Genomic DNA, 12,618 nt, shown 5'->3' on the forward strand with positions numbered 1-12,618 from the left:
TCCAGCCTCTTTTCTAAAATATTTAAGATGTAGTTTTCGTGTCATGAAGGTTGATGCTTTAGCATCCAAATTTCACTTGTCATAGCATTAGTACCTTAGAACTTAGCTGATAACATCTACCCACCAGAGCCTTTCGTGGTAGTATGATCTGCAAGCTTTTCAATTCCAGTTATTTTTATCAGTTTTTTTACTTTTTAATTTACTGCACTTGTACCCGCATCTGCTGATACAAGTGCAGTGAACATGATATTGTCGATCAAGGACAGATTCTTTAACCGTTTATTCTTTAACCGTTTGATATCCTGAAAGATAAACCCATTAGGATCGCATGACATCTTGCAGTGTAGAATTTAAAGGCCGTGAAATAGGTACTCTAAAAGAAGAATTAGCACGTTACACTGGAACAGCAGAAAGTAGAAGTACAAAAGCAAAAAGCCAAAGCAGAATACCTCACCAAAACAAGAGAAGCACTAATCCATGCCGAAGCAAGAATCAAACAAAGAGATGCGGATGTAGATGATGTAAAAGCAGATTACGGTTAATGATTCTGTCAAACATATAAAAGAAGACACAAATTAATAAACAAACCTAAGACACCTGTGCTAAGAAAGGAGCCCTAATTCAAATCAGCGCTCCTTCTTTTATTACCTTTATTTTTTAAGCTTAACAGGTACACCACTTCTCGCAGACTCCAAAGCAGCATACGTCACCTTATGAGTTAGATATGCATCACTATAATCAGAGCGGATTTGCGAGGTGTCGCCAGTACGAACAGCATGAATAAATGCCTCATTTTCCCGAATGTATGGATTGTCCGTATCCTTATACGCCGTCTTTATGCCTTCTTGATCTATTTCTAGCTTATCGACCTGCCAATCTAGTATTCCTTTATCTGTATAAAGCTTGAGCCCAACATCTCCCATGCCACTAGGAAGGACGCACGTATTCGACAGGTTAGCTACCACGCCATTTTGCAGCCGTAAACTTACCGTACCAATATCCGGCACTGTAACATTATCGTGCTTGTTATGCTGTACTTGATTGCCATACATCGCGTAAACTTCTTCAACCTCACCGCAGACGTATCTTAGTAAATCTACAATATGCGTTGTTTGTTCGATAAATTGACCGCCAGACTTCTCTTGATCTCTCCACCAGCCCACCATGGGCATCTCGCCCATCCATTTACCTAATACCATACCAAGCGTTTGGCTATTTAAGTTTTCCTTTAGATGCTGAACCGAATCACTGTATCGAAAATGATACCCAACAGACGTAATCAAAGAACTTTCATACATACGCTCTAACACCTTGGCTGGAATCTTGTCCTCTATCCCCAGAGGCTTTTCGATGAGGAAAGGAATACCCCGCCCAATAAGCTCTAATTCGATCTCTCCCCGAACCATTGGCGGCGTAACGACATAAACCGCATCAAGCTCCTCTGCGTCCAGCATTTCCACATACTGATCATACCCATTTGCACCCTCATTATCGGCCGCCATATCTGCAGCTTTCTCTTTGCTTGTTCCGCAAATAGCCTGGATCTGGACCCCATCCATCTTTGATAGAATGTCAGCATGCTTGCGGCTAAACCAACCTGTTCCAATCATTCCAATTTTGAGTGTCATGTTTTTCTCTCCCTTGTTTGTGGATAGAGCTGTAAAAAAGAAAGATGATGCTTACTTTTCAGCAGCGTGGTGTTCTCACGGATCACTTTGATGAAAACAACTTTGAGGTAGTTAAATTTCGGATAGTAAACTGGTACTGTAATATCCTCTGACAACTGGTATTCTTTAAAAATTTTATAGCTTTTACCAGTTTCAGTAAATGCTTTATTGATAAAAATGGATCCAGAGCAAATCCGGGAATTGGAAAGCTTCTTTCAATTAATTCATCTTGAACAAGCTCACTTTTATTAATCTCAAAGAGACTAGAACGGGCACTAGTAACAGCAGACATGGATGATTAAGATGGATGGCGAGTATGACTGAGTTTTTAACAACGTAAACATACACGTTTACGTATAAACCAAACATGACACTTATTTGGAAATCCATTTTTGCTTATCTTATATCTAACATTTAGTGTATAGTTTAATTTAGATAAAATTCAATATATAGGTGGACTGATAATGAAGAGTCAATCTGAATTGAAAGTAGAGTTAGGCGTTAGATTAATCGAAACAGCAACTCCATACATTATTGATGTAATAAAAAAAGAAATTAACATTTTTCTTATAGGTGCAGATATAAAAGATAAGGAAAGTATGAGGTATAAGGTACAGAACTCAATAAAACACAAAGTAAACATACTGCTCCCAGAAACCATATTTGAGGATCAATTATTACTTAAAGAATATAACATGCTCACATTGGAGAACATATTAGCTCATAGTGTAGATGCTGTAGTTATGTGTATAGAAAGCCCTGGTTCTTTCACTGAATTAGGAGCTTTTGCAAATCATAAGGATCTGAATAAAAAACTAGTGGTTTGTCTAAATCAGAAATACTCACGAGCTAAAAGCTTTATAAATCTTGGACCTATAAAATATCTAAAACAAAATACTACTTCCATTGTATATTCTGAAAACTATACTGAACCTTTCAATGAAAAAAAAATAGATACACTTCTTAAACATATTAAAACAGTAAAGAAAAAAAACAACCAGAATATGGTATATAACTTGCACAATCCTATTTTTTCTGAAAGGTATGTACTTACACTACTCTATATTGTAGATTCAATAGACAGACCCACACTGTATAACATAATTAAGCAGAAGTTCTCTAATGATAAAGCTAAAAAAGAAGAGATTATTAGTATTATACACTCTAGTTTAAGTTCTTTATCATATAAAAGGGATTTACACTTCCAATCAAGAGACAAAACTTATTCCTTAACTAGAAAAGGCAAAAATCGTATTCATACAGAGTATCCTGACCACTTTATTCACAGCAGTCTAGACAGTTTAAGAATTGAAATGTTAAACTTTAATACAAGAAGGCCTAGAACTTATGCTTAGAAACCTACTTTTACCGATAGTGATTCGCTATCGTAGTAAATTACATGCTTTTCAACCATGGCTGTTAAACCCCCTCGTTTCACCAGGAAACAAGTTGATTTAACAGCCAAGGCTTACTTATGGTAAGTATATTCTAGGCCTTTATTAAAGGATGTGTACATAATGAATATAGCAGCATACACTTTGGGCATACCCAAAATAGATTCTTTATTAGATCTATCAAATGCTATTAATTTAAGCGAGTATACATTGCAAAGAATTTTAAACAGTGTAGACGATCAATACTATCTTATTAAGATTCCTAAAAAAGATAACTCATTTAGAGAAGTATATTCCCCATCACCAGCTTTAAAGGCTATTCAAAAATGGATACTAGAGAATATATTACAGCCTATTGCAGTTGATCCGTCTGCTACGGCCTTTCAAAAAGGCGTGACTATACGAAATAATGTAGAGTTGCATATTGATAATCAATTCTTACTCTGTATGGACATAAAGGACTTTTTTCCGAGTATAAAAAAGAATAGAGTATACCAACTTTTTAGATCTGTTGGTTACGACGAGCATATTTCTTTAGTATTTTCGCGTTTCTGTACATATAAGGAGTTTCTACCACAAGGAGCTGTAACTTCTCCTTCTATTTCTAATATAATTAGTATTAAATTAGATAGAAGGTTGAATGGTTATTGCTCATTACGGAATATTGTTTATTCAAGATATGCTGATGATTTCACCTTCTCTTCTAATAATACGGATAAACTAAGGAAATCTATAAATATATTGAAAGCAATAATTGAAGACGAAGGATACACTTTAAATACCAGCAAAACAAGATTACTGATTCCTGGTAACAAAAGAAAAGTTACCGGTTTAATTATTTCTGATTCTAAAAGTATTAGTATTGGTAGAAAGCAGAGAAGAATATTAAGAGCAAAAATTCACCACAGTATTTTTAAGATGGAGAAAAATACTGATTCCTGGCGACTTTTTAATAAGCATATTAACGGTTGGTTAAGTTTTCTTAAAGGCATAGATTATGAAAGTTATATAAGTTTATTGAAATATAGAGAGAACCTTAAGCAAAAGAAAAAGGAACAAGAAGATATTATATCTGTATTTTAGTGCAAAGTGATTAATAAATCCTTGCACTTTTTTATTTCTCCATATGTTGTTACATCCTTCAAATTATATCGAAAAGATAATTATATTTTAAAATGATAAGATGGATCGCAATAAATTTAAGATAAAACGTAAACATAACCGTTAAGTAAACCTTAGAGATTTTATAGAGTGTGAACTTTAGCATTCCTTGTACTTATTAAAATATAAGCTCGAAAAACTTTCTGAAGATTGTAGAATAAATCCCCTTTGCTTTAATAAGAATCCTCATCCAGTTCCAAGGCTGTTGAATCAGCAACATCGGAACAATTGGAAGGGAAAACTTCTTTAATTAGGAAAGGGCGAGTTTCCTGACTTGAAACAGCAAATACTGTTACTTTAATAACATTTTTAATGAATGCAGCTTCTTGTGGTAATTACGTACCTTACTATCTTATTTCTGGTTATTTTGAGTTTTGTTATTTCGAAAAAATCTTACATAGGTTTCGTTTATTGTTAACAATGATGATAAATAACAATCGGTCTTCTCAATGTAACAACTTAAAGAGTTAAAAGATATTTATTGCACCAATCGCAAATGGAACAAAATATTTGAATGAAAGATTTGTTTTAACTGAGGTGACTATCTAAAAAATAGATTTAATAGCCTAATAATACTTACTTCCCATCCAGAAGAAGTACTATTTCCCTGTACTATCCAATACATGTTAAAGATATGTTAGAATAATGGCCTTGATTAATCGTCTGCTCGTAAAGCTGGTGACGTGATTAGAAGTATTAGTAAAGCATATAACCTAACCCCTTTTTTAAATTGAAATAAGACGATTAATAATTTTCTAGCAATAGCCAAGGTAAACTTTCTTGTTTCATCTACTACTTTTTTAACTATCCTACTCGATTTCAAAGGTTCGTATTGATGAAGGAATACGAGCAGATGCGACAGTTTGTTTCTTCGAATTCTAATTAGGAGTACTGATGAATTTACAAAAGTATTTCACCACTAGAAGTTCCTGTATAACATTTTTTCTCGCCCTAGTTCTTAATACTTTTAAAATAAAGGGATAGTTTGATTAATTTATTGCATAACTTCTGTAAAGCAACAATACTTTCTTTTTTTTTCATTTCTTGATATTCTTCTTTTGTTTGATATCTCCTTAAAAAGTAAGGAAAATAGTGTTCTTTAATTGAATGTGTAAATGTGCTAACAAGCTTATCTACCTCTAGTAATTCCATCCTTATATCCAGTGGTAGCAAGTCATTATTATTATCTATAAACTCTTTAATTTTTCTCTTATGGAATGCTGAGAACCCTTCTAGCAATTCATTTAAGTTTATATTTAAAATATCTTTATTTTTTCATTAATAGAATACTCTAGTATGGATGACGATCTAACTTTAAGTTCATCACTAATCATATTCCATTTCTCCACTGTCAAATTATATAAATCTTCATTTCCAGAAAATTTCAAAATATCTATTTCAATTTTAAGTTCCTTTTGTTTTATTTTTAATGATTCTATCTTATCAAAAAAGTAAAAGAACTTATCTTCATACTCTTTTATACTTGGAATCTGCTGATAGAAACCATCATGAATAGATGTGCCACTTGTTACATCCCAAACTTTAAAATCAGAACCAAATATACTAAAGTCTATCTGCTCTTTTCTATCTGCAACTCTTTTTAAAGATTCAAATGTCTCATCTATAGTTTTAGATGTAATAAACCCCTCATCTCTTTCTAGTAAATATAGTAAATTCCTAATAAAACTTTCTATTAGTTTCTCAAAACTTCGCCCCATAAAATTATATACCACTTTAAGTTCTCTTCTTTTTTGATAATAGTTAAACAAACTGGCAATAATAAAAGTACTTACTACAATTCCTATAGAATCTGCAATAACATTAGGTATTATTTCATCCAGCCAAAAATCCTTATCCCAAAAACCGCTTGCCCTCTCATTTATTATCTCGAAATAGAAAGAAAAGCTAAAGATTCCTATCACTATTAGAGCAATGATAATAGGGATAGCGTTATCCTTAATTAGTATTTTTAGTTTACTAGTAAGCTGAAAAATATAATTCGCTAATCTTACCTGAGTAGTAAATATTTTATAGAAAAACTTATTACATACTTTTCTATAACTTCTCCGAGTCTTATGTATCTTATATCTTAAATACTTAAAAACTGTGATCACCTCAATATCAGTATAGATCGTAAACATTATATTCTACCTAATATAAATAATTTGCAAGTTCATTTCATCCTAACGGATTTTACATTTTAGAAGGTTACAACAATTACTAGAATAAGTTCTTTTCTTTTTCTTTTCATGAAATTTGACTATTTTAATCACCTGACTTACTTCTTCCTTCCGCTAAAATATCCCAAATCATCAGCTATCATAACACTTTTGTAGAAGTTTAGTCTTAAAAATTCATGACTATGGGTGCACATCCATATGAATCACTAGGATTAGTTTTAGATAAGATTAGATTCTCAGATGATATATATGATCAAAAATCAATATTTTCCACATGAGAGAGGCCATACTTTATGAAATCTGCTAAAGAGGCTGGCCTTACACACTGGTTAAACATTCGCTCAAATATCCCATCATGTAAAATTTGTTTAATTTCACCATATTGAATTTCTATTGCCTGCCCGTTATATTCAAAAGATTTCAGCTGTGAAGGTACATTATTGAGTTTGGCAGTTTGTTTTTTTGTCAATAGATTAACCTTCAACCCTTTTTCTTCCAAGATATTAAACCATTTTTTTATATCTAGAGAGATCAATATAGTCTTATCTCTATTAACTAATCGAACTTTATCATCAATAGAAAACGGGTGTAAAAATATAGGAAACGCTGTAGGGGCATTAATAAAACTAATGAGATTTACCGTTGGAAAATCTATGCCCATAGATTTTTTCCACACCTCGAAACCTTCATGTATTGGAATTTTGGAAGTATTATATACCCCTAATACTAAGCACTCATCAATTCTTCTTAATGAATAATTATGTTTATCCACCTCCTCCAGCATTTTAGAAATAATCCCATCGTAGTGTTGTGTATAAAAAACGTCGTTAATTATTTTTAAATCAATACCTGTAACATCATCTTTCCCTTCTCCTGTATTAATAATATTCGCAGTCTTTAATGCTTTAGATTGTTGTTTTACATACCTACTAAATTGTTTTTGGAACTTCGTATCTTTGCCCGATAATTCGTAGTAAAGCTTTCTTTCACATTGATTATCAGCATAGTCTTGAATTATTTCCTCGATTTTTTCATTTACCTTTCCTTCTTTTAATTCTATTATTCTAATTTGAGGATTATCAGGCTCTCTAACTATTAAATCACCTACTTGTATAAATGAAGTAATGTCAGTTATCAAAGGGAAAGTGTTGTTATTGCTTTTAAAAATACCCTCAACTACTTCGATATCATGTTTTAGATTAGAATTATATATTTCAACAGGTGGAATATCTTTGTATAACCTTCTTATTGTAGTAATATCATTCCCAAATAATTGCCACGCGATAGTGTCAGCTGCTTTTCTCAATATTTTCTCTTTATATGTTATTACATCTAAATTCTTTTCATATTTTTGGATAATATCCTTTTCTTTATTTTGTCTCATCATCTCTTTAATCTGGTCTTTAGTTCTAAGCTTTTTATTACCTAATATAATTAGATTTTGTATTATCAAGTTTTGGGCTTTCATAAATCCTAAATGTACCTTTGAACCAAATTCTATTCTCCTATCAACATTTTTGATTGAATTAAATGAATCCAATTTAAATGAAATATTTTTAATGCCATATTCGAGACAGTAATGGAGAATTGACTTTAATTCTCTATTAAAATTATTATCTAGCACTCTCTACAACTCCTTCTTTATGTATCTCATTTCTTTTAGCTTTATGAATTGTTTTTTTTATATTAAGTAAAACTTTAACTCTAATTGACATAATTACTCTTTCTTTATTTTCCGTATGTTTAATAAAACAAAAACCACTCCATAATTATTTATAGGAAGTGGTTTTTGCTAACCATATAAGTTTTTTACATAACTACTTCTCAAATAGGATGAAAAATAGCATTAAACAATCCATGTTTTATAAGACGGCCTTACATCATACCGCCCATACCACCCATGCCGCCCATGTCAGGCATGCCGCCGCCAGCGTTTTCTTCTGGCTTGTCAGCTACTACTGCTTCAGTAGTTAGGAACATAGCTGCTACGGATGCTGCGTTTTGAAGTGCGGAGCGTGTTACTTTAGTTGGGTCAACAATACCTGTTTCAAGCATGTTTACCCATTCGCCTGTTGCTGCGTTGAAGCCGATACCGACGTCTTCTTTTTTAAGACGTTCGATGATTACGGATCCTTCAAGGCCTGCGTTGTGCGCGATTTGGCGAACTGGTTCTTCAATTGCACGAAGGACGATTTTAGCACCAGTTTCTTCGTCGCCAGTTAGTTCAAGACCTGCAACGTTGTTGTAGATGTTAACTAGAGCTGTACCACCACCAGCTACAATACCTTCTTCTACTGCTGCGCGAGTAGAGTTAAGGGCGTCTTCGATGCGTAGTTTGCGTTCTTTCAATTCTGTTTCAGTAGCAGCACCGACTTTGATTACTGCAACACCGCCAGAAAGTTTCGCTAGGCGCTCTTGCAGTTTTTCTTTGTCGAATTCAGAAGTAGTTTCTTCTACTTGTGCACGGATTTGTGCTACGCGGGAAGAAATGTTTTCTGGGTTGCCGTTACCTTCAACGATAGTTGTGTTTTCTTTTGTAACAACAACTTTAGAAGCGCGGCCAAGCTGAGTGATTTGCGTGTTCTTCAGATCAAGACCCAGGTCTTCTGTGATTACTTCACCACCAGTTAGTGTCGCGATATCTTCTAGCATTGCTTTACGACGGTCACCGAAGCCAGGAGCTTTAACAGCAACAGCGTTGAATGTACCGCGTAGTTTGTTTACAACAAGTGTTGCAAGCGCTTCGCCTTCTACGTCTTCAGCGATCATCAATAGAGGCTTGCCTTGCTGAACAACTTGCTCAAGTACAGGAAGTACTTCCTGGATGCTGGAGATTTTTTTGTCTGTGATCAAGATGTATGGATCTTCAAGAACTGCTTCCATTTTATCTTGGTCAGAAACCATGTATGGAGAAGCATAACCGCGATCGAATTGCATACCTTCTACCACTTCAAGCTCTGTGTTGAAGCCGCGGGATTCTTCGATTGTGATAACGCCGTCGTTACCAACGCGCTCCATTGCTTCTGCAATTAGTTTACCAACTTCTTCGTCAGCTGCAGAGATTGCCGCTACTTGTGCGATAGACTCTTTGCCTTCGATTGGTTTAGAGATTTCTTTAAGCTGTTTAACAGCTACGTCAACCGCTTTTTCGATACCGCGGCGCACGCCTACTGGGTTTGCACCAGAAGCGACGTTTTTAAGGCCTTCGCGGATCATTGCTTGCGCAAGGACTGTCGCTGTAGTTGTACCGTCACCAGCGATTTCGTTTGTTTTAGAAGCAACTTCGGATACAAGCTGCGCACCCATGTTTTCGAATGCATCTTCTAGTTCGATTTCTTTCGCGATTGTCACACCATCATTTGTGATTAGTGGAGAACCGAATTTCTTATCCAATACAACGTTACGGCCTTTTGGTCCGAGTGTTACTTTAACTGCATCAGCAAGTGTGTCCACACCGCGAAGCATGGAACGACGAGCGTCTTCAGAAAACTTAATGTCTTTAGCCATGAATAAAAACCTCCTATAATATCTTCTATGTTATATAAATCTGTTCTTCGGATTATCCTACTACTGCAAGGATGTCGCTTTCGCGAAGAATTAAGTAATCTTTTCCTTCATATTTCAATTCTGTACCAGAGTATTTAGAGAAAATGATCAAATTGCCTTCTGCAACTTCCAGTGCAACTCTTTCTCCATTATCGGTTACACGACCGCTACCGACGGCAACAACTTTACCTTCTTGCGGTTTTTCCTTTGCAGATTCAGGAAGCACGATACCAAATGCTGTTTTTTCCTCCTGCTCTACAAGTTCAATTACAACACGATCGCCTAGTGGCTTCAACATGTGAGAAACCCTCCTTATATAATCGATAATTTGATTTTTAGCACTCGAGTTAGTTGAGTGCTAATACAGTTATTATAATAATCAAAACGAAAACGGAATGCAAGCATGACACTCTGATAGTTGTTCGACGAATTCCTTGTTTCTCCTGCCAAGCCTTGGACGAATTAACAGGGTAATTACAATGCGCACCGCTACATACTTCCTTGCTTCTTATGTTAAAATACGTAAGATGCCAACTACATAAGTAAGGCGGAAGGAGTCGTTATATTGCCAGCACGTTATTGGTTCGTCATATTGACATATATTGTGATGCAGCTTTCCGCATTCCTGCTTGTTCCTTTCGTTCCTTTGATGGATGATCGAGGGCTGGATTTAGCAACCGTCTCGTATTGGTGGAGTCTGATCACCTTCCTGCTCGCTGTCGTTATCGTCTGCTTTATGCTACGCAAGGACATGCGGACACCAGCTGTGCGAAACGCTACTGGTCCCGGAATGACGATTGTCTGGATCATTATCGGTTTCTTTGGCGCTTATGCCGGACAAGTGATTGCAGGCTTAATCGAGACGTATGCTTTTGGAATCACACAAGGCTCAGAAAATACGTCTAACATTCTGGACGCAGTTCGGGAAGTTCCAGCGTTTGTACTAATTGTCGTTGTATTCGCCCCAGTATTGGAAGAAATCATTTTCCGTAAAATACTATTCGGTGAAATCTACAAGCGAACAAACTTCTTCGTAGCAGTACTTATCTCCGCACTCGTATTCGGTGCCGTACATGGAGACTTCTTACACCTATTGCAATACTTCGTTATGGGTGTCGTTTTTGCAGCTTTATATGTACAGACAAAGCGAATCATCGTACCTATCATCACACACGGCTTGATGAATCTGATGGTCGTCATCATTCAGCTCTATCTCACCCCGGAAAGAATGGAAGAAATAGAAAGAATGCAGAAACAACTAGAAAATATGCAAATGATCATCTTTGGAGGATAAGAAATTATGATACGATCGCCATTGCCCGCCGCGATACTCTACCTTGTAATAGGTGTCTTCTTCGTCTATTGGGCCATACATGACGTACAGGCAGCAAAAGACTGGACGATTTTCAGCATCTTACTTGCAGTATTCGCTGCATTTGATTTTTACACATCGTTCCGATATTTCAGCCTGTATTTCAAAATCAAGAAAATGAATAACAAGAAATAAGGAAAACCAGCCATTGAGGCTGGTTTTTTCGTTCCCTCATTCCTGTTTCTTATGTAAGCTTGCCACTCTACAGATTCAGGATATGCTATATCTTTCGATAATATCTCAAGGCAGGATAACTTTCTCCTTCTATATCATGGTAACCAGGTCGCTCGTGCTGGACAACGAATCCTCTCGCTTCATAAAAAGGTATACCCTTCTGATTTCCCTTTGCTACAGATACCCACTGTTCAGTGGCGTTAAACTGTTCCTTTTGCTGTTTGGTGAGGGCATCTAACAATTTCGTTCCTATTCCCTCATTGCGTCGTTCAGGATCAAGATACAACACGAACACCTCTCCAATACCTTCACCGATTATTCCACCACCGATAGCTCCCAGCACTTCTCCATCTTCGAGTGCAACGAAGTATCCGCCCCAATCTCTGCTCATCTCAGATACTTCTTTTAGAATTCTGTCGTGATTATAAAACTCTTCGATAATGCCTTGAATGTATTTATCCGAACGCTTTTCACTGTGCGTGGCCCTAAATCCATCGCTGCATACTTTGGATATACCTGCCACGTGGTCTGAATTTGCTAGTGTTATATGTATCATAATTCCCTCCCCTTTCTTACAGGTTTTAACAATTTAATTATAACAATACTCAGATAATTATTCATTGGCAATTCTCGTCTTTTCACAGCTCCGCTTCGAGCTTCATCATCGCCCCAAAATATTGCTGTGCAGTGGTAAAGCAGATAAAAGCACAAAGTTCACTGATCTCAGCTTCTGTGAAATATTCCTTCAATATTGCAAACGATGAATCTGGAACATCACCTTTATGATGGTTTTGAAAGACTATCGCAAATCCTACGGCCACAGACGTTTTCTCGTCCTGCAAGATCGTATCTGGTTTTCCTTTTGCTTTGCAATAAGTACATCCGTTGTTTTGAGCTAATGTACGCCTTACTTGTTCTTTCAAATTTTTGGATAGCTTACTATCATTCTCTAAAATATCGGCTAGCTCCGACCAGGCGGTCATGATTTCTAGGTTATGTCCTAATAATTTTGTGAAGCTCGTTCTACCGAATTTCGACTTTGTAATTCTTGCCATGACTTCTCCTCCTTCGCTATATTTAATATAAGCATTCGTTGATCCTATTTACATACAGATTTTAAGGCG

The 12,618-nt window shown here is 35.7% G+C and carries 11 protein-coding genes; 4 read left to right on the plus strand and 7 right to left on the minus strand.

The genetic code is table 11. The features are described from left to right. Positions 1 to 650 precede the first annotated feature (650 nt). Positions 651 to 1,628, minus strand: a complete 978-nt coding sequence (locus tag CHH48_RS10010; RefSeq protein ID WP_095219008.1) for a Gfo/Idh/MocA family protein — start codon at positions 1,626 to 1,628, stop codon at positions 651 to 653. Positions 1,629 to 2,131: 503 nt separating this feature from the next. Between CHH48_RS10010 and CHH48_RS10015 the strand changes: the two genes are divergently transcribed. Then, complete coding sequence (locus tag CHH48_RS10015) at positions 2,132 to 3,022, plus strand: retron St85 family effector protein (RefSeq protein WP_095219009.1); 891 nt, start codon at positions 2,132 to 2,134, stop codon at positions 3,020 to 3,022. A gap of 162 nt (positions 3,023 to 3,184) precedes the next feature. After that, complete coding sequence (locus CHH48_RS10020) at positions 3,185 to 4,144, plus strand: retron St85 family RNA-directed DNA polymerase (RefSeq protein WP_095219010.1); 960 nt, start codon at positions 3,185 to 3,187, stop codon at positions 4,142 to 4,144. Positions 4,145 to 5,478: 1,334 nt separating this feature from the next. Here CHH48_RS10020 and CHH48_RS10030 read toward each other — a convergent pair. The 4 genes from CHH48_RS10030 to groES all read right to left on the minus strand — a co-directional run bounded on the left by CHH48_RS10030 (position 5,479) and on the right by groES (position 10,246). Next, entirely contained in the window at positions 5,479 to 6,363 is an 885-nt protein-coding gene (locus CHH48_RS10030) for a hypothetical protein (protein WP_095219012.1), read from the minus strand. A 292-nt stretch (positions 6,364 to 6,655) separates the two neighbouring features. Next, entirely contained in the window at positions 6,656 to 8,026 is a 1,371-nt protein-coding gene (locus CHH48_RS10035; RefSeq protein WP_095219013.1) for a hypothetical protein, read from the minus strand. A 251-nt stretch (positions 8,027 to 8,277) separates the two neighbouring features. Beyond that, a complete protein-coding gene (gene groL / locus CHH48_RS10040; RefSeq protein WP_095219014.1) occupies positions 8,278 to 9,909 on the minus strand; it encodes a chaperonin GroEL in 1,632 nt (543 codons plus the stop codon). Positions 9,910 to 9,961: 52 nt separating this feature from the next. Then, positions 9,962 to 10,246, minus strand: coding sequence for a co-chaperone GroES (gene groES / locus CHH48_RS10045; RefSeq protein ID WP_095219015.1), 285 nt, complete (start codon positions 10,244 to 10,246; stop codon positions 9,962 to 9,964). Positions 10,247 to 10,513: 267 nt separating this feature from the next. Here groES and CHH48_RS10050 point away from each other — a divergent pair, with 267 nt between their 5' ends. Continuing rightward, entirely contained in the window at positions 10,514 to 11,242 is a 729-nt protein-coding gene (locus tag CHH48_RS10050; RefSeq protein WP_095219016.1) for a CPBP family intramembrane glutamic endopeptidase, read from the plus strand. Positions 11,243 to 11,248: 6 nt separating this feature from the next. Next, a complete protein-coding gene (locus CHH48_RS10055) occupies positions 11,249 to 11,455 on the plus strand; it encodes a DUF4305 domain-containing protein (protein ID WP_038558255.1) in 207 nt (68 codons plus the stop codon). 85 nt (positions 11,456 to 11,540) lie between these two features. Here the strand turns inward: CHH48_RS10055 and CHH48_RS10060 are convergent, their stop codons facing one another. Further along, on the minus strand, positions 11,541 to 12,050 hold the full coding sequence (locus CHH48_RS10060) for a GNAT family N-acetyltransferase (protein WP_095219017.1): 510 nt from the start codon (positions 12,048 to 12,050) through the stop codon (positions 11,541 to 11,543). 82 nt (positions 12,051 to 12,132) lie between these two features. Next, the gene (locus CHH48_RS10065; RefSeq protein ID WP_095219018.1) at positions 12,133 to 12,549 is read right to left on the minus strand and encodes a carboxymuconolactone decarboxylase family protein; all 417 of its coding nucleotides are present in this window, start codon (positions 12,547 to 12,549) and stop codon (positions 12,133 to 12,135) included. Positions 12,550 to 12,618: the final 69 nt, after the last annotated feature.

This window comes from Terribacillus saccharophilus, from assembly GCF_002272075.1.
Classification (GTDB): Bacteria; Bacillota; Bacilli; order Bacillales; family Amphibacillaceae; genus Terribacillus; species Terribacillus saccharophilus_A.

Bases quoted from the DNA above. Each gene is read 5' to 3' on its own strand.
- CHH48_RS10010 (WP_095219008.1), bottom strand. From the start codon at position 1,628: ATGACACTCAAAATTGGAATGATTGGAACAGGTTGGTTTAGCCGCAAG.
- CHH48_RS10015 (WP_095219009.1), top strand. From the start codon at position 2,132: ATGAAGAGTCAATCTGAATTGAAAGTAGAGTTAGGCGTTAGATTAATC.
- CHH48_RS10020 (WP_095219010.1), top strand. From the start codon at position 3,185: ATGAATATAGCAGCATACACTTTGGGCATACCCAAAATAGATTCTTTA.
- CHH48_RS10030 (WP_095219012.1), bottom strand. From the start codon at position 6,363: ATGTTTACGATCTATACTGATATTGAGGTGATCACAGTTTTTAAGTAT.
- groL (WP_095219014.1), bottom strand. From the start codon at position 9,909: ATGGCTAAAGACATTAAGTTTTCTGAAGACGCTCGTCGTTCCATGCTT.
- groES (WP_095219015.1), bottom strand. From the start codon at position 10,246: ATGTTGAAGCCACTAGGCGATCGTGTTGTAATTGAACTTGTAGAGCAG.
- CHH48_RS10055 (WP_038558255.1), top strand. From the start codon at position 11,249: ATGATACGATCGCCATTGCCCGCCGCGATACTCTACCTTGTAATAGGT.
- CHH48_RS10060 (WP_095219017.1), bottom strand. From the start codon at position 12,050: ATGATACATATAACACTAGCAAATTCAGACCACGTGGCAGGTATATCC.
- CHH48_RS10065 (WP_095219018.1), bottom strand. From the start codon at position 12,549: ATGGCAAGAATTACAAAGTCGAAATTCGGTAGAACGAGCTTCACAAAA.